Source organism: Paracoccus sp. AK26 (assembly GCF_011801365.1).
Lineage (GTDB): Bacteria > Pseudomonadota > Alphaproteobacteria > Rhodobacterales > Rhodobacteraceae > Paracoccus > Paracoccus aerius.
In genome coordinates this window covers 2,153,662-2,176,102 of record NZ_CP041041.1, presented here as the reverse complement: position 1 = coordinate 2,176,102, position 22,441 = coordinate 2,153,662, and the positions used below count along the sequence as shown (strand labels likewise).

The following is a 22,441-nucleotide window of genomic DNA, read 5'->3' as shown; positions in this document are numbered from 1 at the left end:
ACGTTGCTTCAGCCGCGCCCTTTCCTGCGGCGGCGGCCAAGGCCCGCCATCACCACCGCCCCGCTGCCCAGCAGCAAGGCTGCAGGGGGGACGGGCACCGGCGCGGGCGAATTGACCTGGGCCGTCGAAATGCCATAGCCGTCATATCCCGCCCCGACCTTGGTCGAGAACAGGAACACGGCCTCGTTCACCGCCTTACCGAAATCGACCGACAGCCAATACAGATTGCCGTTGTTCTTGCGCGTGGCAATGTCCCAGATCGGGGTCCAGCCTCCGTTGTCCATATAGGACATCGTGAAGAAACTGTTTGGCTGGTCATGGGCATCCGTCAGGGCAAAGCTGAGCGATGTGAAAGCCTGCGGCGCCCTTACTGTCCATTTCAGTTCATTGATGTCCTGGCTGTCGATCCAATAATGTCCCAAGGGATCAAAGCGGCCAAAGGCATGGGCGGCCTTGGGATTTGCCTTGGCGACGACCGCGCAACCGTCCCCCACGACGGACCCGCCCCCGCCGCAATTTCCGATGCGTTCGAAATCAGCTACCGCAAGATCGATCGCCGTTCCCGAGGGCTGATTGGAGTCAAGAACCGTCACCGTTGCCGCGGTCGCAGGAAAAGCGACAAAGGAACCCACGGCAAGAATTGCAGGCGCAAAAACAGAGGCCATGGAATACATGGGGCAAAACCTTCCACCAGGAAAACACATTCAGCAATCTGCTGAATAAAATTTAATCTTCCCGTGGGTTTGCGTCGACTTGTCTAATTTGACAGGTTTATGACCAATTTAGCCATTTATTTAAAAACAAAATGTATTCTACTACAGGTTGACAGACGCGATGTTATTCAATCGACTATTTATCCTGCTAACTAAATGGTAAGATTTGCAAAAATCGGCTCATCAAAATGTTCCCGCCATTGCAGGTGAAAATAGCAGAAGGGCCAATCCTGCTGCCCCTTTGCCATTTCAACCGGATTCAGAATACTCCGATCACATACAGAATCACGATGACGACGACGGGAACACCCAACCACCAGGCGACCAATCCTTTCATCCGAACCTCCTGAAATTGTGTTGTTGAAAAACCAACGTCATCTTTTTCGGATGGTTCCTCGCACCCCTCCTGCCCGACCACAGCATCTTGACGAGGGACGTACGGTCTTGGCATGGCTTGGACCTTCATGATCTATCGCGCCGCTGCCGCCATTCTTGAACAAGGGCTTCGTCTCCGCGCCAGCGTCGGGCGGCCCGAAACGCTGCGCGAACGGCTGGCGCTGATGGACGTGCCGCGCGCCGATATCTGGATCCACGGGGCCTCGGTGGGCGAGCTGACATCGGCGCGCCCGGTGATCGAGGCTCTGGCGCAGTCGCATCGCGTGCTGGTGACGGCAAACAGTCTGACCGGGCGGGACATGGCGGCAGGCTGGGGAACGGCGGCGCGCCTGGCCCCCATGGACATGCCTGGGGTGCTGAGGCGGTTTCTGGCGCAAGCGCAACCCAAATTGCAGGTCACCGTCGAATCCGAGTTCTGGCCGCTGCGGTCGCAGGCTCTGGCCAATCGCGGCACTCCCCAGGCCATGATCGGCGCGCGTTTGTCCCAGCGGTCGGCTGCCCGCTGGGCACGGCTGCCGGGGATCATCGCGCCGATGCTCGGCCGGCTTGCGGGCCTTTCGGCGCAAGACCCGGACAGCGAGGCGCGGCTGCTGGCGCTTGGCCTGCCGCCTGCTGCCATCCTGCCCCGGCTTGACCTGAAGCTGCTGACCCCCGCCCGAATCCGGCCGCCCCGGCCCGACCCCCATCGCGACCGCACGCTGCTTGCGGCCTCGACCCACGAGGGAGAGGAGGCGCTGATCCTCGACGCCTGGACGGCGGCGCGTCGGCACCATCCCGACCTGCGGCTGATCCTGGCAATCCGCCATCCGCAGCGTGGGGACCAGGTGTCCGCCCTTCTGGCACAGCGCGGGATCGCACATCAACGGCGCTCGGCCGGCGACAGCGGTGGCGACGTGCTGCTGGCCGATACCCTGGGCGAGATGGACCGCTGGTATGCCTCGGCCGGCCTCTGCTTTGTCGGCGGCTCTTTGACGGACAGGGGCGGCCATACGCCCTGGGAACCTGCGGCCCATGCCTGCGCGATCCTGCACGGTCCGCATCTGTCGAACTTCCGCGACGCCTACGGGGCACTGGACGGCGCGGGGGCTGCCCAGCCCGTCGATGCAGGCAGCCTTGTCCAGCAGGTTATCGCGCTTGCGGGCCATCCCGACCGGGCGCGGCAGATGGGCTGGGCGGCGCGCGCCGTGCTGGACGATCGCGCGGGCGATCCGGCGGCCCTGATCACGCATCTGCGGGAACTTGCAGGCAAGCCCCGCTGACCCGATATAGGCAGGGAAGGAAACAGGATTGAACTGATGATCCGCTATGCTTTGCGCTGCGAGAAAGGCCATGACTTCGACGGCTGGTTTCGTTCCTCGGACGCGTTCGAGACGACGCGGGCGGCCGGTCACGTCGCCTGCACGCAATGCGGATCCTCGCAGGTCGAGAAATCCCTGATGGCCCCGGCCGTTCCTGCCGCGAAAAAGGCGGAACCCGCCATGAACCCTGTCGAGGCCGCCCTGCACGCCCTGCGCCAGCAGGTCGAGGCGAACAGCGACTATGTCGGCCTGAAATTCGCGGACGAGGCCCGCGCCATGCACGAGGGCCGCGTCCCTGGTCGCGCGATTCATGGCGAGGCCAAGCCCGAGGAGGCCCGCAAGCTGATCGAGGATGGCGTCCCGGTGGCGCCCTTGCCCTTTATCCCGCGCCAGAAGACGAACTGACGCCGGCTGCGGGGCGCACTTTTTCACATCAGCAAGCGCGGCCATCCCCTTTCCGCCCTTGCGGTTTCGCCCCCCCGCCCATAAAAGCCGCGGCCAGCAGAAACCCCTGGCTGGAGGCCCGCGATGCCGCTTCTGGTGATGAAATTCGGCGGCACTTCCGTTGCGGACCTGGACCGCATCAAGAACGCCGCCGCGAAGGTGCAGCGCGAGGTCGAGCGCGGCTATGACGTGATCGTCATCGTCAGCGCCATGTCCGGCAAGACAAACGAACTGGTGGGCTGGGTCGAACAGACCTCGCCCTTGTTCGACGCGCGCGAATATGATGCGGTCGTCAGCTCGGGCGAGAACGTGACGGCCGGCCTGATGGCGCTGACCCTGCAGGAAATGGGCGTGCCCGCGCGGTCTTGGCAGGGCTGGCAGGTGCCGATCAACACCACCGCCGCCCATTCGGCTGCGCGCTTCGTGGACATTCCGCGCGCCAATATCGACCAGAAATTCGCCGAAGGCTTCAAGGTCGCCGTGGTCGCAGGCTTCCAGGGGCTTGGCCCCGACGGGCGCATCACCACGCTGGGCCGGGGCGGGTCGGACACGACCGCCGTGGCATTTGCGGCAGCCTTCGCGGCCGAACGCTGCGACATCTATACCGATGTGGACGGCGTCTACACGACCGACCCGCGCATCACGTCCAAGGCCCGCAAGCTGGACAAGATCGCCTTCGAGGAGATGCTGGAACTGGCATCCCTGGGCGCCAAGGTCCTGCAGACCCGGTCCGTCGAATTGGCCATGCGCTACAAGGTGCGGCTGCGCGTGCTATCCTCGTTCGAGGACACGGACGAGAATTCGGGCACCCTGATCTGCGATGAGGAAGAAATCATGGAATCGAAAGTCGTCAACGGCGTCGCCTCCTCGCGGGACGAGGCCAAGATCACCCTGGTCACGGTCGAGGACCGGCCCGGCATTTCCGCCGCCATCTTCGCGCCCCTGGCCGAAGCCGGCGTGAACGTGGACATGATCGTCCAGAACATTTCGGAAAAGGACTACGAGGATCATCCCGGTTCGGTGACGGACATGACCTTCTCGGTCCCCATCAACCAGGTCGAGCGGGCCAAGCGCGCGATGGAGGAGGCCAAGGCCTCGGGCCATATCGCCTATGACGAACTGGTCGTGGACACCGAGGTCGCCAAGGTCTCGGTCGTGGGTATCGGGATGCGCAGCCATACGGGCGTCGCCGCCAAGATGTTCAAGGCGCTTGCCGATGAAAACGTCAACATCAAGGTGATCTCAACCAGCGAGATCAAGATTTCGGTGCTGATCGACCGCAAATATATGGAACTGGCCGTGCAGGCGCTGCATGATGCCTTTGGCCTTGAAGCGGCCTGATACCCGGTTGACAGCGTGCCTGACGGCATCTGCGGGCAAGAAGCAAGGCAGGGCAAAAAGGCAATGCAAGACCGCAAGGACAGCGATTCACGCAAGCTGTTGCAACGGTTGAAGGACATCCTGGCTGCCCCCGGCGGCGGCCAGGACCGGCTTGACCAGATCACCCATCACATCGCCGATTCGATGGGAACGCAGGTCTGCTCGATCTACCTGTTCCGCGATCCCAACACGCTGGAATTGTGCGCGACCGAAGGGCTGCGGCCAGAATCCGTCCACCGCACCCGGTTGCGGCTGGGCGAAGGCCTGGTTGGCCGTGTGGCCCGCACGGGCCGGCATGTGAACACGGCCGACGCACCGTCGGAGCCCGGCTTCCGCTTCATGCCGGAAACGGGCGAGGAAGTGTTCCCCAGTTTCCTGGGCGTTCCGATCCAGCGGGTGGGCGAACGCCTGGGCGTGCTGGTCGTCCAGTGCCGCGAAGCGCGGCTGTTTTCCGAAGACGAGATCTATGGCCTGGAAGTCGTGGCCATGGTCCTGGCCGAGATGACGGAACTGGGCGCCTTCCAGGGCAGCCAGTCGGATTCGATGCCGCCCAAGCATCGCTTCCCGCTGATGATCCGCGGATCCACCGGCCAGGAAGGCGCCGCCGAAGGCCGGGTCTGGCTGCACGAGGCGCGCGTCGTGGTGACGAACCCCGTGGGCGACGATCCCGACCGCGAAAGCGCGCGGCTGCACGAAGGCGTGGCGATGCTGCGCAGCACCGTGGACAAGATGGTCGCCGCCGCCGACATGGGCGGCGAGGGCGAACACGCCGCCGTTCTGGAAACCTATCGCATGTTCGCCCATTCGCGCAGCTGGCTGAAGCGAATGGAGGAGGATATCCAGCTTGGCCTGTCCGCCGAGGCCGCGGTGGAAAAGGAACAGTCCGCTGCCCGCGCCCGGCTGGAAATGGCTGCAGATCCCTATCTTCGCGAACGGCTGCACGATCTGGACGACCTGTCGAACCGGCTTTTGCGCATCCTGACGGGGCAGGGGGCCGATACCGGGGCCGAGATGCCCGACAACCCGATCCTGGTCGCCCGCAACATCGGCCCGGCGGAACTGCTGGAATACGGCCGCCGCCTGAAGGGCGTCGTGCTGGAGGACGGATCCGTGGGCAGCCATGCGGCCATCGTGGCGCGCGCCCTGGCGATCCCGCTGGTGATCCACGCGCCCCGCATCACGACCGAGGCGCTGAACGGCGACACGATCCTGGTCGACGGCGACCAGGGCATCGTTCACCTGCGCCCAGAGGAAAGCGTCCACAAGGCCTTCCTGGACAAGATCGCCATGCAGGCCGAGGCGCAGAACCGCTATGCCAGCCTGCGTGGGTTGCCCGCGACCGGCACCTGCGGGACGACGGTCCAGCTTTACATGAACGCCGGCCTGATGGCCGACCTGCCGTCGCTGGCGGGATCAGGGGCCGAGGGCGTGGGCCTGTTCCGCACCGAGTTGCAGTTCCTGATCCGCAACCACGTCCCCCGCAGGGGCGAACTGGCCGAGCTTTACCGCCGCGTCATGGACAATGCCCAGGGCAAGCCGGTGATGTTCCGCACGCTGGACATCGGATCCGACAAGGTTCTGCCCTACATGAAGCCGCAGGACGAACCGAACCCGGCGATGGGCTGGCGTGCGATCCGAGTGGGCCTGGACAAGCGCGGCGTCTTGCGGATGCAGTTGCAGGCGCTGATCCGCGCATCCGTGGGCCGGCCGCTGCACGTCATGTTCCCCTTCATCGCCGACATCGGCGAATACGAGGCCGCCTACAAGATCCTGATGCAGGAACTGTCGCGCGAACAGCGTCTGGGCCATCCGATGCCCACCGACATTCGCGTGGGCGCGATGCTGGAAACGCCGTCATTGGCCTTCGCGCCCCGCAAGTTCTTCGAGATGTGCGACTTCATCTCGATCGGGGGCAACGACCTCAAGCAGTTCTTCTTTGCCGCCGACCGGGAAAATGAACGGGTGCGGCGGCGCTATGACACGCTCAGTTCGTCCTTCCTGCTGATGCTGCGCCAGATCATCGCGCGCTGCGAGGAAGCGCGCGTGCCCTTGTCCTTCTGCGGAGAGGATGCGGGACGCCCGGTCGAGGCGCTGACCTTTGCGGCCCTTGGCATCGGACGCCTGTCGATGCGCCCGGCCTCGATCGGGCCGGTCAAGCACCTGATCCGGCGGGTCTCGATCACCGAATTGCGCAAGATCATCGACGAAGGGCTGGATTCGGGAAGACCGAACCTGCGCCGCCCCATCACCGAATGGCTGGCGCAACAATAGGCGGAAAGCCGCGAGACGGGGCAGCGGCGGGCCCGGCTTACCAGTCCCGGCTGGCCGCCCCCCTTTCGGCTTGCGCCTTGCTGCGGCAATGCAGCACCCTTATAATGACACGGTTTTTGGCAACCATCACCTGATATGAAACGCCGTCATTTTCTCAACGCAGCGACCGCCTTGGCCGCAGGAGGGTCGTTCATGGCCATGCCTGCGCAGGCGCAGACAGCAACGGACGAGGCGGCATCAGCCGGCGAAGGGGAAAACACCCCGCCGCCCGCGCCGCCCACCACCTTCGGTTTCGAGGAAGTGGCATCCCTGGCGTCGGAACGCGCCACGCGGGTTTATGAACAGCCGGTTGCCGAGCAGGTGGGCAGCTTTGCCAACCTGACCTATGACCAGTATCGCGCCATCCGCTTTCGCCGCGACCGCGATCCCTTCGCGGGCAACCCGCGTTTTGGCATGGACCTTCTGCCGCCCGGCGCGATCTTCTATGAGCCGGTGAATATCAGCATCGTGCGCGACGGCGTTCCGCACCGGCTGGAATTCGACCCGTCGCTTCTGGAATTCGACCCGTCGCAATTCCCCGATGGGGCGGACCTGCAGAACAAGGGGCAGATGGGATGGTCGGGCTTTCGCCTGCGCACGATCCTGAACCGGCCCGGCGTGATGGACGAGTTCCTGGTCTTCCAGGGCGCGACCTATTTCCGCGCCGTGGCGCGCGGCACGATCTATGGCCTGTCGGCGCGCGGGCTTGCGATCAAGACCGGCAGCCCGGACGGTGAGGAATTCCCGCTGTTCACCGACTTCTGGATCCAGGAGCCGTCCGAGACATCCGAATGGGTGCGCATCTATGCGCTTCTGGACAGCAAGTCGGTGGCCGGGGCCTATCAGTTCGACGTCAATCCCGGTGCTTCGACGATCGTGCGCACGCGCGTGGCGCTGTTCCCGCGGGTCGAGTTGCAGAATACCGGGCTTGCGCCCCTGACCTCGATGTTCTGGTTCGGCCCGGCCAGCCGGCGCGAGGTGGACGATTACCGCCCCGCCGTCCATGACAGCGACGGGCTGGAAATGCATACGGGTGCGGGCCAGGCCCTGTGGCGCACGCTGGGCGCGCACAAGACCCTGCAGATCGCGTCCTTCGTGGACAACAACCCGCGCGGCTTCGGCCTTGTGCAGCGCAGCCGTGATTTCGACCATTACCAGGATCCCGAGGCGCTGTATCACCTGCGCCCCTCGGCCTGGATCGAGCCCGAGCAGAACTGGGGCGAGGGCGAGGTCCGCCTGGTCGAGATACCGGTCGAGAACGAGTTCAACGACAACATCGTCAGCTGCTGGGTTCCGAAGGAACCCTTGGCCCGCGACAAGCGCCACGAGTTCCGGTATCGGCTGATCTTCGCGGCGCTGCCGGCCAATGACCTTCCCCTGGCCAAGGTGCGCCAGGTTCGCAGCGGCCGCTCGATCAATTCGCAGGCTGCGCGCAGCGTGATCGTGGATTTCGACCTGTCGCTGTTCACCGACACGCTGCCGGAATCGCAGGTCACCACCTCGGCCGGGACGATTGTCCATGCCTATCTGAAGCCGCTGCCCGACCAGGGCGTGCTGCGCCTGGCCTTCGAGTTCGAGCCGGGCAATGCTGCGCTGGCCGACCTCCAGGCGGTGCTGACCACGCCCGACGGCGTGGCGCAGAGCGAAACATGGCTGGCTCGCTGGACCGCATGAGCGTCGAGCGCGTTTTCCCGGTCCCGGACCGGATGCCCGCAACCCCGCCCGAATCGCCACTGGCCATGCCGGTGCAGGATTTCGGCGCGCGCCCGCGCCTGGCCTTCCCGCGCGTCCACAACGGCTGGCGCGTCTGGATGGCGCGCCTTGTCAGCTTTGGCGGCACCGCGGCCATCGCCGTGATCGGCTTCATGCAGATGCTGCGGACCTTCGGCGACAATCCGACGCCGATGCAATGGGCGCTGCTGGCGCTGTTCGCCCCCACCTTCGCCTGGGTTGGGTTTTCCTTCTGCAACGTTCTGGCGGGGCTTTTCGCGTCCCGCCTGACGACGCCGCAGGGGCCGAACGACGCACGCGTCGCCGTCGTCATGCCCATCTATCACGAGGATGCGCAGAAAAGCATCGGCCTGCTGACCGCCCTTGCCCGGGAACTGGAACGCGAGGGCATGGCCGACCGGGCCGAGATATTCGTGCTCTCCGACAGCCGCGACCCGGTCATCGCCGTGAACGAGACGATGGTGATCGATGCGGCGCGCAGGATGTCGCCCCTGCCGATCTGGTATCGCCGCCGCATCACCAACGAGGATCGCAAGACGGGCAACATCGGCGACTTCGTTCGCCGGTGGGGCGGGCGCTATGACCAGATGGTGGTGCTGGATGCCGACAGCATCATGACCGGCGCCACGATCCGCGAGTTGTCCGCGCGGATGAACGCCGATCCCCGTCTGGCGCTGATCCAGACCATGCCGATCCTGGTGGGCGGCGAGACGATCTTTGCCCGCCTGACCCAGTTCGCGGGCCGCGTCTATGGGCCGATGATCGCGCGCGGCGTCTCGGCCTGGTCGGGCGACACGGGCAATTTCTGGGGCCACAATGCCATCATCCGCATGACGGCCTTTGCATCGGCCTGCGGGCTGCCGCGCCTGCCCGGCAGGCCGCCCTTTGGCGGCACCATCCTGTCTCATGACTTCGTCGAGGCAGCGGCTTTGTGCCGCGCGGGCTGGAAGGTGCGCCTGGACCACGACCTGCGCGGCAGCTTCGAAGGCTGCCCGCCGACGCTTCTGGACATGGCCGTGCGCGAACGCCGCTGGGCGCAGGGCAACCTGCAGCATTCCCGCCTGTTCGGGATGCGCGGCGCGCGGGCCGTGACGCTTGCGCATTTCACCATCGGCATCCTGGGCTTCCTGATGAGCCCACTGTGGCTCGCCCTGATCCTGGTGGGTCTGGTCCTGTCGGCCACGGTGCTGCTGTCCACGCCCGAATATTTCCCGAACGCCTATCAGTTGTTCCCCGACTGGCCGGTCTTCGATGCCCGCCGGATGCTATGGCTGTTCGTGGTGTCGATGGCCCTTCTGCTGCTGCCCAAGCTGATCGCCACCTTCCGCGCCTGGCTGCGGCCCCTGGCGCGCAATTCGGGCGGCCCGGTGCGGATCTTCGCCAGTTCCCTGTTCGAGATCCTGCTGTCGGCCCTGATCGCCCCGGTCCAGATGCTGATCCAGACTCGCCAGATCTATGAAATCCTGCGCGGCCGCGACAGCGGCTGGAACGCTCAGGTCCGTGCCGGGTCGATGCCCGACTGGAACGTGGTGATCGCGCGGCACTGGGTTCATGTGGGGCTTGGGATCGGCACCTTGATCGTGCTGGCGAAGTTCTCGCCCGCGCAGTTGATCTGGCTGTCGCCGATCCTGGCCGGGCTGATCCTGTCGCCCTTGACCTCGCGCTATTCGGCAAGCCCCGTTTTTGGCCGTTGGGCGCGGATGCGCGGGCTGCTGGTCACGCCCGAGGAACGCGACCCGCCGGCGGTGCTGTCAGATGCCAGTGCGGTCGTCCGCGCGATGCCCCGCCCCCTGAAGGGCGCGGCGGGCCTGCTGGCCTTTGGCGGGAACCAGGCGCAGATCGACCGCCATGTCGCGCTTTTGCCCGAAAACCCGGTCCTGCCGGAAGACAAGCGCCTGGCCCGCATCACCGCCGGCGCCAAGATCGCCCATGCCGGGACCAAGACGCAGGCCCTGGACTACCTGACCCGCGACGAAACCGACGCCTTGGTGTCGGATCCCGCCCTGTTGCGCCAGTGGAGCGTCCTTCCCCTATGAAGCGGCTGATCGCCCTGGATATGCTGCGCGGCTACGCGCTTGTCTGCATCATGCTGGACCATATGCCGATCTCGGCCTTGCGGTGGTTCACGCTGGCCAACTTCTCGATCTTCGATGCGGCGGAACTGTTCGTGCTGCTGTCGGGCTTCCTGGTCGGCATGGTCTGGCTTTCGGTCGAGACCAAACAGGGCCGGCGTGCCGCGCAATGGCGCTTTGGCCGCCGCGCCTTCGAGGTCTGGCGCGCCCTCGTCTTCGGCGGGATGCTGATGGCGCTTGTCTCGGCCGGGCTGCTGGCCCTGGACATGGACCACACGGCGATCTGGCACCAATATGCGATATGGGTGCTGGAAAACCCGATCGGCTTCTTCGGGGTGCTGGCCAGCATGTGGCTGCAGCCGAACCTGCTGGACGTGCTGGCGGTCTATGTGATCCTGCTGGCATCGGTCCCGTTCCTGGTGCCGCTGATGCTGCGCTATCCGGTCGGCTTTGCCGCCGGGTCGTTCGTGCTGTGGTGCTTTGCGCCGGTGCTGAACGCCTTTGTCCCGAACCACCGCCTTGGCGGGCTGCTGTTCAACCCCTTCGGCTGGCAGATGCTGTTCTTTTCCGGCATCGCCATGGGCCTGTTCCGCAAGCAGGTCATGCCGGTCCTGATGCAATACCGCAGGCTGCTGACGGTCCTGTCCACGGGCATGTTCCTGTTCGGCACCGCCATCATCATCGGCGCCAAGATCGGCGAGCCCGCGCTTGCCTTCCGCGACGCGCTGCGCCTGATCTATGGCGGCGAGATCGGCAAATGGGACCTGGACGGCACCCGTTACATGGCGATCATGGGCGCAAGCTGGCTGGTTGCCGTTCCCTTGGCGGGGATCATGGAGCGCATGGCTGCAAGCCGCCTGGGCGTGGCGCTGCAGCAGATCGGACGGGGCGGGCTGTTTTCCTTCCTCGCCTGCGTGCTTCTGTCGGTGCTGGGCGACGCCTTCCAGATGAACCCGCTGGACCAGGGCATCCTGCGCCGCATGGCCGTCGATGTCTGGGCAATGGTTGCGCTGTGGTGGGTCTCGGCTTTGTGGCTGACCTATGGCGCGCCATGGCAGATGTCCGTCAGGTTCCGGCGCGAAACCAAGGCCTGACGGGCCGGTATCCTTTGAATGGGGGAAACCCCTGGAGGCGGGTACCGGAATCGAACCGGTCTTCACGGATTTGCAATCCGCTGCGTAACCTCTCCGCCAACCCGCCGCCGAAAGGTAGGCATGGAATAGAGGAAGGCCGCGCGGCTTGCAAGACGGGAACGTGCAGCGTTGCGGGACCCCCGGAATCGTGGCAATAAGCCCTAAAGCAGCTCGCAGAGGTTCCCGGAGATGAGCGATTTCGCCATGCGTCGCACCATGATGGTGGACACGCAGGTTCGCCCCAATGATGTCACAAAGTTCCCCGTGATCGAGGCCATGCTGGCGGTCCCGATGGAGGATTTCGTTCCCGCATCCCGCCGCGCGGTGGCCTATACGGGCGAGAACCTGGATCTCGGCGGGGGTCGGGTGCTGCTGGAACCGCGGACCCTGGGCAAGATGATCGACATGCTGGATCTGCAGCCGGACGATCTGGTTCTGGATCTGGGCTGCGGCTATGGATATTCGGCCGCCGTCCTGGCCCGCCTGGTCCAGACCGTCGTCGCGATCGAGGAAAACGCCGAAATGGCCGCCGAATCCGAACGGCGCCTGTCCGAGGCGGGCGTCTTCAACGTCGCGGTGCTGAACGCGCCGCTGGCGCAGGGCGCGCCGCGGCAGGCCCCCTATGACGCGATCCTGATCAATGGCGGCGTCGAGGAGGTTCCGCCCGCGATCCTGGCGCAGCTGAAGGAAGGCGGCCGCATCGCCGCGCTGTTCCTGGAAGGCGCGCTTGGCGTCGTGCGCATCGGTCACTGCTTCGGCGGGCGGGTCGTCTGGCGCTATGGCTTCAACGCGGGCGCGCCCCTGCTGCCCGGCTTCCAACGCGCGCGGAGTTTCTCGCTGTGAGGGGGCTGCGCATCCTTGGCGGATTTGCCCTTGGCGCGGTCATGGCCTTGGGCGGGCAATCGGCGATGGCCGAGTCGCTGGCCGATACGATGGTCGCGGCTTATCGCCACTCGGCGCTGATCGAACAGAACCGCGCCGTCCTGCGCGCCGCGGACGAGGATGTGGCCATCGCGATCTCGGCGCTGCGCCCGGTGGTCCAGTGGACCGCAAGCCATACCGTGCAGCGGGCCGAGGGTCTGACGGGCTATACCACCTCGCGTTCGACCAGCCTGCAGATCGGCGCCGAGATGACCCTTTACGACTGGGGCCGGTCGCAACTGGCCATTGACGCGGTGAAAGAGCAGGTGCTTGCCGCCCGGCAGGGCCTTGTCGCGGTCGAACAGGACATCCTGCTGGCGGCCACGGTTGCCTTTTTCGACATCAGGCAGGCGAGCGAGCGGGTTGCCCTGCAACAGAACTCGGTCGAGGTTCTGACCCGCGAACGCCAGGCCGCGCAGGACCGCTTTGACGTGGGTGAAATCACCGTCACCGACGTGGCTTTGGCCGATGCGCAGCTTGCGCAGACCCAGGCAGGGCTGGCTTCGGCGCAGGGTGATCTGGAAATCGCGCGCGAAAGCTATCTGGCCGCGACGGGTCGGCTGCCTGGCCGTCTGGACGCGCCCCCGCCACTGCCGCGACTTCCCGCATCGGTCGACGAGGCGCGGGCGATCGGGCAGCGCAACCACCCCCTGATCGCGCAGGCGCAGCGCCGGGCAGCGGCCGCCGAACTGGGCGTCGCCGCCGCCGCGGCAGAGCGCAATCCCCGGCTGACGGGCAATATCGGGGCGGGCATCACGCGCAGTCCCCAGGCCACGCTGGGTGGTGCCGACGATACCCGCGACAGCGCCTCGGTCGGCCTCACCATGAGCCAGACGATCTATTCCGGCGGGCGGTTGCCTGCCCAGCACCGCCAGGCAATGGCCCAGCGGGATCAGGCGCGATCGGTGCTGCTGAACGTGTCCCGACAGATCAGCCAGCAGGTCGGCGAATCATGGGCCAACATTGCCGTGGCGCGCGCGCAGATCAGCGCCATCGATGAACAGATCGCCGCAGCCCAGCAGGCCTATAACGGCGTGCGTGAGGAAGCGGCGCTTGGCGCGCGTACCACGCTGGACGTGCTGGACGCGGAACAATCGCTTCTGGAAGCCCGCGCCGACAAGATCACGGCGGAAGCGCAGCTCCAGTTAGCACATTATCAACTTCTCGCTGCTATGGGTCGTCTTACGGTAGAACACCTGAACCTGGGGATTCCGACCTATGACCCTTCGCAGTACTACAACGCCGTGCGCGACGCGCCCTACACCAGCAAGCAGGGCGAAAGCCTTGACCGCGTCTTGCGCGCGATCGGGCGCGACTGATGCCCTGAACGGCGGGGGTCACCATGGCTGATCCCCGCTTCTCGCAGAACGCCGCCCGCCTTTCCGAGGACATCGGCGATGTCCTGACCGCGATCCGCCGCATGATCGCGGACGACGATGCGCTCAGTTCCGCCCGTGACAGCATTCGCGCCGACCGCACCGGCCTGGTCCAGGACGACGCGGGCGAGTTTCTGGCCCGCCGTTACGGCGGCAACGCGGCGCTTGCCCGGCAGATGGTGGAAACGGCCGTGCGTCCCGCGCCGGCCCCGGCGGTTGAGGAGGTGGTCGAGACGCCACCGGTCCCGCAGTTCATCCTCCGCGCCAGGCCCGAGGTCGTTCCCCCTGCGGACGCGGCCCCGCTGCGCCTTGGCGCCGAACGCCGGGTCGAGCAACCCGAGACCCCCAAGCCGTCTGGCTGGCGTTCCTGGCTGCGCCCCGAGCTTCGCGAAGCGGCCCCGCAGGTCGAAGCCGCACCCGCCCCGGCGGCCGACAGCTTCTCGGCCCTTGTCGACGACAGCGCCGAGGACGAGGACGATTTCGCCGAAGCCTTCGACTGGAAGGCCCGGATGCGGCCCGAGATCGAGGAACCGAAGCCGGTGGCTCTGGCCGCGGGCAAGCTCTCCGAACAGCGGGCGTCAGGCTGGGTGATGTTGCCCGATCACGGTGCCGTCGACACGGTCGCCCATCTGGCCGCCGAGGCTGCGGCCTTCGACGCCGAGCAGCGCGCGGTGGCCGACGCCGACGACGAGGACCGCGCGATCCGCGAGCTTCTGCGAGAGATGGTGCAGGAAGAACTGAACGGCGAGCTGGGCCAGCGCTTCTCGGCCAACCTGCGGGCCGTGATCCGGCGAGAGATCGCCGCGGCCATCGACGCCCATCTGGACCGCTTCTGAACGCAACCGGGCAGCGCCTTGCGGTGCTGCCCGATCCGGATATCAGGCTTTCGCGGCCTGCAGCGTTTTCGCCCACCACGTCAGTTCTTCCAGCATCGCGTTCAACGAGCCTTCCAGGTTTCCTTCGATCTCGCTCATCGGCGCGCTCGCACCCAAGGGCGAGACCTTGAAGAAGTCTCCGGCGCCGATATGGACGGCATTGCGCAAGGGCACCATCTGAAGCTCGATCCCGATCAGGCGCAGATGCTCCAGGGCGCGGGCGCCGCCCATGCTGCCATAGGCCAGGGCCCCGAACGGCTTGCGGTTCCATTCCTTGTAAGCCTGGTCCAGCGCGTTCTTCAGCGCCCCGGTGATCGACCGGTTGTATTCCGCCACCACGAAGACGAAGCCGTCGAAGCCTGCCAGCTTTTCCTGCCAGGCTATGGCGCGCGGATCGCTGGACGGCATCCACAGGTTCGAGGCCGCCTCGTTGAAGAAGGGCAGGTCCTGGTCGCGCAGGTCGATCAGCGCGAAGTCCAGGTCCGGATGGTCCTTGACCTTGTCCAACAGCCACTGCGCGGGCTTGTCTGCAAAGCGCGTGTCTCGGGTTGAACTGATGATGATGCCGATCCGCGGCTTGGTCATGTGCGTCGTCCTTTCCTTATGATGGCGGCGCCAGAATAACCTTGTTTCGCGGACCTGGTTCATCCTTTCGGCATGCGGCGATGCACAGCACGGCCTGCATTCGCGCACATGTGCCCTTGCCTGACGGGCGCAGCGGTGTTCTATCAATCCTTATGAAAAAGTCCGACAACCCCGCCGACCCGTTCAAGAAGGCCTTGTCCGAGGCCACCCGCGCCCTGGCCGACGACCGGGAACTGAACGTCACATTCAGCGCCGATCCCTCGGGCGTGGCGGGCGACACGATGCGCCTGCCGCAGGTCAGCCGCCGCATGGGCCGCGACGAGGTGCTTCAGGCGCGCGGGACCGCAGATGCCCTGGCGATGCGGATGCGCCATCACGATGCCTCGACCCATGCCCGCTTTGCCCCCGCCGGCCCCATGGCCCGAGAGCTTTACGAGGCGATGGAAACCGCGCGCTGCGAGGCGCTTGGCGCGCGTGACATGCCGGGCGCATTGTCCAATATCGATGCCCGCATCGGCGCCGATGCCGAAAAGAAGGGCTATGCCCAGATCAAGGCGCCTGCCGACGCGCCGCTGGCGGTGGCTGCCGGCTATATCCTGCGCCAGGCCGCGACGGGCCGGCAGCTTCCCGGCGGCGCCCAGCATGTGGCGGATCTGTGGCGCCCCTTCGTGGAACAGCAGGCGGGCGGTTCCCTGGCGCATGTGAACGAGGTGCTTGCCGACCAGGCGGCTTTCGCGCGCCTGTCGCGGCAGGTCATCAGCGACTTGGGCTATGCCGACCAGCTGGGCGACGATCCCGACCAGCCGGACGAGGACGAAGCCGACGAGAATGCCGAGCAGGACGAGGAAGCGGGCGACAACCAGTCCCGCGACCAGGACGACAGCGAGGATGCCGAGGCGTCTCCCGAGCGGTCGCAGGAACAGCAGCAGGACGAGCGTCAGGCCCAGGTCAGCATGGACGACCAGTCCGACGAGCAGCTGACCGACGAGGCCGAGATGCCCGAGTCGGAAACCCCGCCCGACCTGCCGCCCCCGGTCAGCGAGGCGAGCGCCGACTACAAGGTCTTCGCCCAGACCTGGGACGAGGAGATCCGCGCCGAGGACCTGGCGGACCCGGCCGAACTGGAACGGCTGCGGGCCTATCTGGACAAGCAGCTGGAACCCCTGCGCGGCGCGGTGTCGCGGCTGGCCAACAAGCTGCAGCGCCGTTTGCAGGCCCAGCAGAACCGCAGCTGGGAATTCGACAAGGAGGAAGGCGTTCTGGACTCCGGTCGGCTTGCGCGCGTGGTGGCGAATCCCACCACTCCGCTGTCCTTCAAGGTCGAAAAGGATACCGAGTTCCGCGACACCGTGGTGACCCTGCTGATCGACAATTCGGGTTCGATGCGGGGCCGGCCCATCAGCATCGCGGCGATTTGCGCCGACGTGCTGGCCCGCACGCTAGAACGCTGCAGCGTCAAGGTCGAGATCCTGGGCTTTACCACCCGCGCCTGGAAGGGCGGCCAGTCCCGCGAGGCCTGGCTGCAGGCGGGCCGTCCTGCGCAGCCGGGTCGGCTGAACGACCTGCGTCACATCATCTACAAGTCGGCCGACGCGCCCTGGCGGCGGGTGCGGCCGAACCTGGGCCTGATGATGAAGGAAGGCCTGCTGAAGGAAAACATCGACGGCGAGGCCCTGGAATGGGCCCACAAGCGGCTGGTCCGCCGGACCGAGGCGCGCAAGATCCTGATGGTGATTTCCGACGGGGCGCCGGTCGACGATTCGACCTTGTCCGTCAATCCGGCGAACTATCTGGAGAAGCACCTGCGCGACGTGATCGCCATGGTGGAAAAGAAGCGCATGGTCGAGTTGCTGGCAATCGGCATCGGCCATGACGTCACGCGCTATTACGAACGCGCGGTCACGATCACCGACGCGGATCAGCTTGCAGGCGCAATAACCGAGCAATTGGCGGCCCTGTTCGACAGCGATCCGCGCAAGCGTGCGCGGGTTCTGGGCATGGCCTCGATCCGCCGGGCCTGATCCTTGCGGCATTGGCGGACAGGGGGTCATCGGACCCCCTGCGGACGCCTGGGGCGTCCTAGCCCCGAGGATGTTTCAGCACAGAAGATGGGGCAGGGTGGCGCGCAGCCTTGCCATGCCGCCGGGCTTCCAGCCGAGCGCCAGCAGCCGGTCGCATGACTGGATGCGCAGGGGCGCGGAATCGGCGCGCCCCGGCAGGGGATGGGTGCAGCCTGTCAAGGCCTGGACCTCGGCCAGAAGGTCATGGCGGTCGAGGATGATGTCGCTGCAATTCACCTGGCCGGGCGGCGCGGGCTGATCCAGAAGCAGCATGATCGCCGCTGCCAGGTCGTCGCCGTGAACCTCGGTGGCTATGCGGGGCGGGACCGGGCGACCCGACAGATAGTCGCTGAACAGGTCGCGCCACTTGCCGGGCAGGCCATAGACGCCCGTTGCGCGAATCGATGTGCCCCTGACAGGCAGTTGGGCAAGATAGGCCTCGGTATCCGCCTTGAGTTCGCCATAAAGATTGGCGGGGCGGGGCGGCAGGTCATCGGCCAGCTTGGCTCCTGCCGGATAACCGTCATGAACCGCGCGCGAGGACAGGAAGACGATGCGGCCTGTCCCGTCTCGGACGGCTGCGTCGAACAGGCGGCGGGTCCCGTCGCGGTTCAGGCGGAGGAAGCCGCCAGGGTCGTCGCCTTCGCCGCCGCGGTAACGGCCGGGGGCATGGGCGAAGGCACAATGGATCAGCGCGTCATGCCCCGACAGGTCGGGCGCGTGGCCCAGGTGAAAGCCGCTGCTGCGGTCGAGGCAGGTGACCTGGTTCCCCCCTGCCTGTGCCGCCCGCAGCACGAAGCCGCCGACGATCCCGGAGGCGCCGGTCAGGGCGATGCGCATCAGGCGGCGGGTCGGACCTGGGCTGCCAGGTCGGGCACCGGATGGCCTTCGGCAATGGCGCGCCACAGGTCGATCAGCGGGCGCAGCAGATGCGACTTGTCATGGTCCTGCCAAGGCTTTTCATACTGGAAATGCAGGATGCGGATGTCTTCCCAGCTCCACAGCTCGGGCATGTTCATCCACACGTATTGCAGCATGTTGTGATGGATCGAGAGGCCCTGCCAGTCGGGAAAGTAATCCTGCAGGAAAGTCTGGTCGGTGCGCCGCCAGAAGACCCCCGGCCGGTCAAGATGCGCCATCATTGCGTTGAACGTGCGGAGGTTGGGCCGCGCCGTGAACACCCCCGAGTTCATGCGGTGAAAGCCGTCCAGCCCGTCATAGACATTGGGGGCGGCGCAGAACTCGGGCAGGTCGAACAGTTTCTCCACGCTGCGCAGCACCACGGCATCGGCGTCGATGAAGACGCAGCGCTCGTAATCGAGTTGCCACAGCCGCAGCTTGACGAAATTGTCCAGCGGCGTGTGGAAGTCGGGCTTGCCGCCTTGGGTGAAGGCCGCGCGGGCGTGCAATGCATCGCGGGCATGGGCGCGGTCGAACGCGTCAGAGGTGGGCAGAAGATCCGCCCCGATCAGCCGGGCGCCATGCGCGCGCAGCCGCATCAGATGCGCCGGGCCAAGGCCGCGATGCATCACCACCAGATCGGCCTGCGTGCCCGTCAGCTTCAGCGACCGCAGCAGCGCCTCGGCCCCCGGCAGGTAATCGGGGTTCGTCACAAGGGTGACATAGGCGCGGTCGGACCGGGCCGCCGTTTCCGCGCGCAGACCCTGGGGCAGGGCGGTTTCGCTGTCGCCCGGTGCGGTGCGGTACAGCGGGGAAATCCGGTTTGTGTCCATCTGCGGTCCTGGAAAGTCCAATTTGGTCTGGCAACGGCTTTTGGCGCGACGTTATGGCACTTTTGTAAACTGTTGATGACAGAACGCGGTGGGGTTTGCCAAGTTTCATCTTCCCGCTAACCTGTTGGCAACAACCAAGGGAATGACCATGAGCCTGCCTGCCGAGAACGCCCAACGCCTGCGGGCCGTCCTGGGTCCGCGCTTGTCGGAAATTGCAGCCGACCGCGACCACCATGCCCAATCCGAGGCATTCCACCGCTCGCCTCCGCCCGATGCCGTGGCCTGGCCCGAGACTGCCGAAGAGGTATCAAGGATCCTGGGCATCTGCAACGAGGCCGGGGTTCCGGTGATCGCCTGGGGAACCGGCACCTCTCTCGAAGGGCACGCGCTGCCGCTTTCGGGCGGGCTGAGCCTGGATCTGTCGCGGATGGACCGGGTTGTCGAGGTTCGCGCCGAAGACATGCAGGCCAGCGTCCAGCCCGGCGTCACGCGCGAGGCGTTGAACACCGAACTGCGCGCGACGGGGCTGTTCTTCCCGGTCGATCCGGGCGCAAATGCCAGCCTTGGCGGCATGGCGGCCACCCGGGCCAGCGGCACCACGGCCGTGCGATACGGCACCATGCGCGAGAATGTCATCGCGCTGCAGGTCGTGCTGGCGGACGGGCGCATCATCCGCACCGGCACGCGTGCGGCGAAGTCCAGCGCCGGTTACGACCTGACCGGGCTGTTCGTCGGATCCGAAGGCACGCTGGGCGTCATCACCGAACTGACCCTGCGGCTGCAGGGCCAACCCGAGGAGGTGGCCGCGGCCGTCTGCGCCTTCGACAGCCTGGATCATGCGGTGGAATGCGTCAGCGCGACGATCCAGTCCGGCATCCCCATGGCGCGGATCGAGTTCGTCGATGCGGCAAGCGCCCGGGCCTTCAACCTGCATTCGGGCAGCAGCCTGCCGGAAAAGCCGCATCTGATGATCGAGTTCCACGGCAGCCCCGCCGCCGTGCGCGAGGATGCGGCACGCTTTGGCGAGATTGCCGCCGAATTCGGCGCCGAAGGGTTCGACTGGGCTACCACGGCCGAGGATCGTGCGCGTTTGTGGCGGATGCGGCACGGTGCCTATCATGCCTGCCTTGCCCTGCGGCCCGGTGCATCGGGGCTGATCACCGATGTTTGCGTGCCGATGTCGCATCTGCCCGCGGCCGTCCATGCCGCAGCCGAGGATATCGCGGCCGAAGGGCTGATCGGACCGATCCTGGGCCATGTGGGCGACGGCAACTTCCATTCGCTGCTTCTGGTGGATCCTGCCAATCCCGACGAGGTGGGTGCGGCAAAGCGGATCGCCACGCGCATGGCCGAACGCGCGCTTGCCGTGGGCGGCACGATCAGCGGCGAACACGGCATCGGCACGGGCAAGCGCGGATTGATGGCCGCCCAGCATGGCGAGGGCTGGGCCTTGATGGGGCAGATCAAGGCGGCGCTTGACCCCCGCAACATCCTGAACCCCGGAAAGCTGGTGCCCGACAGGAACTAGGCCTGCCTCCGGCAGTTGGCTTGCCAAGCTATCGGAGAAGATCACATGTCCCACAACGACAACAACCCGCAGCGTTCGGCCCGCCGCCACGTGCCGGCCCTGACGGCGATCGCCATCGTGCTGATCGCCGCCTTTGTGGCATTCATCGTGTTCAGGCCCGGCACGGACGAACAGAATGCCGGCATCTCGACCACGCCGCCACCCGAAGGCACCCCCCTGACCAATGCCGAGGGCACCGACGGAACGGCCCCGCCCCTGGTGTCGCCCGAAGGAACGCCGCAACTGGAAGAAGGCGAAGCGCGCGGAACGGAAGCAGCCCCGGTCGCCGTGGGCGAACCTGCGGACCAATAGGCCGCTTCTGACGCACTCGTGACCGTCACGGCCCGGTGACTTTCCCTCACGACCTTGCGATAAGCCTGACCGAACAAGATCCGATCAGGACGTCACGGGGGCAGGATGAGGGTTCTATCGAAGCTGTTGATTGGGTTGATGCTGGTGCTGGCGGTCGCGTGCTCGCGAACGCCGGAACGGGGCGGATACCGGCCCGCGCCGGGGCCGGGCGCCAATCCTCAACTGGGCGATTCGGCGCCGCATGACTGGGGTGGCCGCCATCCCTACGGCCATGCCGTCCATGGCATCGACGTGTCGCGCTGGCAGGGCGATATCGACTGGAACCGGGTCCGCAACGCGGGCATCAGCTTTGCCTTCATCAAGGCCACCGAGGGGGGAGATCATTACGATCCGAACTTCCACCGCTACTGGAGAGAGGCTGCCGATGCCCGCATCCCGCGCGGCGCCTATCACTATTACTACTTCTGCCGCAGCGGGGCGGAGCAGGCGGCATGGTTCATCCGCCAGGTCCCGCGCGAGATCGGCTCGCTTCCGCCGGTCATCGACCTTGAATGGACCAATTCGCGGACCTGTCCCTATCGGCCCTCGCCGCAGGAAATCAAGCAGCAGGCCTCGATCTTCATGGAGATCGTGGGCCGCCACTACGGTCAGCGTCCGATCATCTATACCACGGTCGATTTCTACCGCGACAATCGGCTGGGCGACATGCGGGCCGAGTTCTGGCTGCGATCCGTCGCCAATCATCCCAGCGTTCCCTATCCCGGCCAGCGTTGGGCTTTCTGGCAATATACCGGAACCGGCATCGTGCCGGGCATCCGGGGCAATACCGACCTCAACGCCTTTGCGGGCAGCCGCGCGGATTGGGTGCGATGGTTGCAGACGCGCCTGACGCGGTAAGGCCGCGCGCGCGGCTGTGGGTCGAGTTCGCGGCACTCTATGTCGGGGCGCCGCTGGCCATCGCGCTGTTCATGCCGCCCCATCTGCTGTTCCGCGCGCTTGCGGTGTTCAGCCTGGCCGGGATGGGCCTTTTGTGGCTGACCGGAGGCTTCAGCTGGCGGTCGCTGGTGCGCGGCTGGCGCCGACTGCCCTGGGCCGAGATCGCGGGCATCGCGCTGATCACGCTGGCCGCGGGCGCGCTGATCCTGTGGCAGACCCGGCCCGGCGCGCTGTTCGCGATGGCCCGCGCCCGGCCCGAGTTCCTGGGGGTGATCTGGCTGTTCTATCCGTTCCTGTCGGCCTTGCCGCAGGAACTGATCTTCCGCCCGCTGTTCTTCCATCGCTACGCCGCCATCCTGCCCCGGGGGCGGGCGGCCATCGCGCTGAACGCCGCGGTCTTTTCATTCGCGCACCTGATGTACTGGTCCTGGATCGTGGCGATCCTGACCTTCCTGGGCGGCTGGTTCTTCGCCCGTGCCTATCTGCGCCACGGCTTCCCCTCGGCCTGGGTGCTGCACGCGGTGGCGGGCAACGTGCTGTTCGCGGTCGGCATGGGCGTCTATTTCTACAGCGGCAACGTGGTGCGGCCGTTCTGACAG

At 66.1% G+C, this 22,441-nt stretch carries 20 protein-coding genes and 1 tRNA gene; 15 read left to right on the top strand and 6 right to left on the bottom strand.

The annotated features are described in order from the left end of the window. Nucleotides 1-8 precede the first annotated feature (8 nt). Complete coding sequence (locus tag FIU66_RS10735) at nt 9-593, bottom strand: hypothetical protein (RefSeq protein WP_167622695.1); 585 nt, start codon at nt 591-593, stop codon at nt 9-11. A 379-nt stretch (nt 594-972) separates the two neighbouring features. Beyond that, nucleotides 973-1,179, bottom strand: coding sequence for a hypothetical protein (locus tag FIU66_RS10730; protein ID WP_167622694.1), 207 nt, complete (start codon nt 1,177-1,179; stop codon nt 973-975). Here FIU66_RS10730 and FIU66_RS10725 point away from each other — a divergent pair. The 7 genes from FIU66_RS10725 to opgC all read left to right on the top strand — a co-directional run bounded on the left by FIU66_RS10725 (nt 1,163) and on the right by opgC (nt 11,438). Then, nucleotides 1,163-2,368, top strand: coding sequence for a 3-deoxy-D-manno-octulosonic acid transferase (locus FIU66_RS10725; RefSeq protein ID WP_240544665.1), 1,206 nt, complete (start codon nt 1,163-1,165; stop codon nt 2,366-2,368). The genes FIU66_RS10730 and FIU66_RS10725 overlap by 17 nt on opposite strands. A gap of 36 nt (nt 2,369-2,404) precedes the next feature. Continuing rightward, nucleotides 2,405-2,812: a DUF1178 family protein gene (locus FIU66_RS10720; protein ID WP_167622693.1), complete on the top strand. Its 408-nt coding sequence runs from the start codon at nt 2,405-2,407 to the stop codon at nt 2,810-2,812. Between the two features lie 123 nt (nt 2,813-2,935). Next, nucleotides 2,936-4,192, top strand: coding sequence for an aspartate kinase (locus FIU66_RS10715; protein ID WP_167622692.1), 1,257 nt, complete (start codon nt 2,936-2,938; stop codon nt 4,190-4,192). 63 nt (nt 4,193-4,255) lie between these two features. Next, complete coding sequence (gene ptsP / locus FIU66_RS10710) at nt 4,256-6,502, top strand: phosphoenolpyruvate--protein phosphotransferase (protein ID WP_167622691.1); 2,247 nt, start codon at nt 4,256-4,258, stop codon at nt 6,500-6,502. Nucleotides 6,503-6,694: 192 nt separating this feature from the next. After that, entirely contained in the window at nt 6,695-8,215 is a 1,521-nt protein-coding gene (locus FIU66_RS10705) for a glucan biosynthesis protein (protein ID WP_167622690.1), read from the top strand. Next, complete coding sequence (gene mdoH / locus FIU66_RS10700; RefSeq protein ID WP_167622689.1) at nt 8,191-10,308, top strand: glucans biosynthesis glucosyltransferase MdoH; 2,118 nt, start codon at nt 8,191-8,193, stop codon at nt 10,306-10,308. The genes FIU66_RS10705 and mdoH overlap by 25 nt, the downstream gene beginning before the upstream one ends. Continuing rightward, nucleotides 10,305-11,438, top strand: a complete 1,134-nt coding sequence (gene opgC / locus FIU66_RS10695; protein WP_167622688.1) for an OpgC domain-containing protein — start codon at nt 10,305-10,307, stop codon at nt 11,436-11,438. Before mdoH ends, opgC begins: the two co-directional genes overlap by 4 nt. A gap of 32 nt (nt 11,439-11,470) precedes the next feature. On the opposite strand, the gene FIU66_RS10690 is transcribed toward opgC, so the two are convergent. Continuing rightward, nucleotides 11,471-11,544 (bottom strand) — tRNA-Cys (locus FIU66_RS10690). Nucleotides 11,545-11,666: 122 nt separating this feature from the next. Between FIU66_RS10690 and FIU66_RS10685 the strand changes: the two genes are divergently transcribed. Genes FIU66_RS10685 through FIU66_RS10675 form a run of 3 tightly spaced genes read left to right on the top strand, consistent with a single transcriptional unit; the run spans nt 11,667 to nt 14,610 of the window. Next, on the top strand, nt 11,667-12,320 hold the full coding sequence (locus FIU66_RS10685; RefSeq protein WP_167622687.1) for a protein-L-isoaspartate O-methyltransferase: 654 nt from the start codon (nt 11,667-11,669) through the stop codon (nt 12,318-12,320). Further along, nucleotides 12,317-13,717, top strand: a complete 1,401-nt coding sequence (locus tag FIU66_RS10680) for a TolC family outer membrane protein (RefSeq protein WP_229849382.1) — start codon at nt 12,317-12,319, stop codon at nt 13,715-13,717. The genes FIU66_RS10685 and FIU66_RS10680 overlap by 4 nt, the downstream gene beginning before the upstream one ends. 23 nt (nt 13,718-13,740) lie before the next feature. Next, on the top strand, nt 13,741-14,610 hold the full coding sequence (locus tag FIU66_RS10675; RefSeq protein ID WP_167622686.1) for a hypothetical protein: 870 nt from the start codon (nt 13,741-13,743) through the stop codon (nt 14,608-14,610). 42 nt (nt 14,611-14,652) lie between these two features. Here the strand turns inward: FIU66_RS10675 and FIU66_RS10670 are convergent, their stop codons facing one another. After that, nucleotides 14,653-15,234 carry an NADPH-dependent FMN reductase gene (locus FIU66_RS10670; protein ID WP_167622685.1) on the bottom strand — a complete coding sequence of 194 codons (582 nt, stop codon included), beginning with the start codon at nt 15,232-15,234 and terminating at the stop codon, nt 14,653-14,655. A gap of 152 nt (nt 15,235-15,386) precedes the next feature. Between FIU66_RS10670 and cobT the strand changes: the two genes are divergently transcribed. Continuing rightward, entirely contained in the window at nt 15,387-17,255 is a 1,869-nt protein-coding gene (cobT, locus tag FIU66_RS10665) for a cobaltochelatase subunit CobT (protein ID WP_167622684.1), read from the top strand. 75 nt (nt 17,256-17,330) lie between these two features. Here the strand turns inward: cobT and FIU66_RS10660 are convergent, their stop codons facing one another. After that, nucleotides 17,331-18,134 (bottom strand): NAD(P)-dependent oxidoreductase, encoded by an 804-nt coding sequence (locus FIU66_RS10660; RefSeq protein ID WP_167622683.1) that lies wholly within the window; start codon nt 18,132-18,134, stop codon nt 17,331-17,333. Then, the gene (locus tag FIU66_RS10655) at nt 18,134-19,027 is read right to left on the bottom strand and encodes a glycosyltransferase (protein WP_240544664.1); all 894 of its coding nucleotides are present in this window, start codon (nt 19,025-19,027) and stop codon (nt 18,134-18,136) included. Before FIU66_RS10655 ends, FIU66_RS10660 begins: the two co-directional genes overlap by 1 nt. A 148-nt stretch (nt 19,028-19,175) precedes the next feature. On the opposite strand from FIU66_RS10655, the gene FIU66_RS10650 reads away from it, so the two are divergent. The 4 genes from FIU66_RS10650 (at nt 19,176) to FIU66_RS10635 (ending at nt 22,438) form a co-directional block, all read left to right on the top strand. Next, nucleotides 19,176-20,555 (top strand): FAD-binding oxidoreductase, encoded by a 1,380-nt coding sequence (locus FIU66_RS10650; RefSeq protein WP_167622682.1) that lies wholly within the window; start codon nt 19,176-19,178, stop codon nt 20,553-20,555. A 45-nt stretch (nt 20,556-20,600) separates the two neighbouring features. After that, nucleotides 20,601-20,906 (top strand): hypothetical protein, encoded by a 306-nt coding sequence (locus FIU66_RS10645; RefSeq protein ID WP_167622681.1) that lies wholly within the window; start codon nt 20,601-20,603, stop codon nt 20,904-20,906. Nucleotides 20,907-21,011: 105 nt separating this feature from the next. Continuing rightward, complete coding sequence (locus FIU66_RS10640) at nt 21,012-21,803, top strand: GH25 family lysozyme (RefSeq protein ID WP_167622680.1); 792 nt, start codon at nt 21,012-21,014, stop codon at nt 21,801-21,803. Then, nucleotides 21,776-22,438, top strand: coding sequence for a type II CAAX prenyl endopeptidase Rce1 family protein (locus FIU66_RS10635; RefSeq protein ID WP_167622679.1), 663 nt, complete (start codon nt 21,776-21,778; stop codon nt 22,436-22,438). The genes FIU66_RS10640 and FIU66_RS10635 overlap by 28 nt, the downstream gene beginning before the upstream one ends. Nucleotides 22,439-22,441: the final 3 nt, after the last annotated feature.

Excerpts from the sequence above, each read along its gene's own strand:
- FIU66_RS10725 (WP_240544665.1), top strand. The coding sequence starts at position 1,163 with ATGGCTTGGACCTTCATGATCTATCGCGCCGCTGCCGCCATTCTTGAA.
- FIU66_RS10730 (WP_167622694.1), bottom strand. The coding sequence starts at position 1,179 with ATGAAGGTCCAAGCCATGCCAAGACCGTACGTCCCTCGTCAAGATGCT.
- FIU66_RS10720 (WP_167622693.1), top strand. The coding sequence starts at position 2,405 with ATGATCCGCTATGCTTTGCGCTGCGAGAAAGGCCATGACTTCGACGGC.
- FIU66_RS10715 (WP_167622692.1), top strand. The coding sequence starts at position 2,936 with ATGCCGCTTCTGGTGATGAAATTCGGCGGCACTTCCGTTGCGGACCTG.
- ptsP (WP_167622691.1), top strand. The coding sequence starts at position 4,256 with ATGCAAGACCGCAAGGACAGCGATTCACGCAAGCTGTTGCAACGGTTG.
- FIU66_RS10705 (WP_167622690.1), top strand. The coding sequence starts at position 6,695 with ATGGCCATGCCTGCGCAGGCGCAGACAGCAACGGACGAGGCGGCATCA.
- mdoH (WP_167622689.1), top strand. The coding sequence starts at position 8,191 with ATGGCTGGCTCGCTGGACCGCATGAGCGTCGAGCGCGTTTTCCCGGTC.
- opgC (WP_167622688.1), top strand. The coding sequence starts at position 10,305 with ATGAAGCGGCTGATCGCCCTGGATATGCTGCGCGGCTACGCGCTTGTC.
- FIU66_RS10685 (WP_167622687.1), top strand. The coding sequence starts at position 11,667 with ATGAGCGATTTCGCCATGCGTCGCACCATGATGGTGGACACGCAGGTT.
- FIU66_RS10675 (WP_167622686.1), top strand. The coding sequence starts at position 13,741 with ATGGCTGATCCCCGCTTCTCGCAGAACGCCGCCCGCCTTTCCGAGGAC.
- FIU66_RS10670 (WP_167622685.1), bottom strand. The coding sequence starts at position 15,234 with ATGACCAAGCCGCGGATCGGCATCATCATCAGTTCAACCCGAGACACG.
- cobT (WP_167622684.1), top strand. The coding sequence starts at position 15,387 with ATGAAAAAGTCCGACAACCCCGCCGACCCGTTCAAGAAGGCCTTGTCC.
- FIU66_RS10660 (WP_167622683.1), bottom strand. The coding sequence starts at position 18,134 with ATGCGCATCGCCCTGACCGGCGCCTCCGGGATCGTCGGCGGCTTCGTG.
- FIU66_RS10655 (WP_240544664.1), bottom strand. The coding sequence starts at position 19,027 with ATGGACACAAACCGGATTTCCCCGCTGTACCGCACCGCACCGGGCGAC.
- FIU66_RS10650 (WP_167622682.1), top strand. The coding sequence starts at position 19,176 with ATGAGCCTGCCTGCCGAGAACGCCCAACGCCTGCGGGCCGTCCTGGGT.
- FIU66_RS10645 (WP_167622681.1), top strand. The coding sequence starts at position 20,601 with ATGTCCCACAACGACAACAACCCGCAGCGTTCGGCCCGCCGCCACGTG.
- FIU66_RS10640 (WP_167622680.1), top strand. The coding sequence starts at position 21,012 with ATGAGGGTTCTATCGAAGCTGTTGATTGGGTTGATGCTGGTGCTGGCG.
- FIU66_RS10635 (WP_167622679.1), top strand. The coding sequence starts at position 21,776 with ATGGTTGCAGACGCGCCTGACGCGGTAAGGCCGCGCGCGCGGCTGTGG.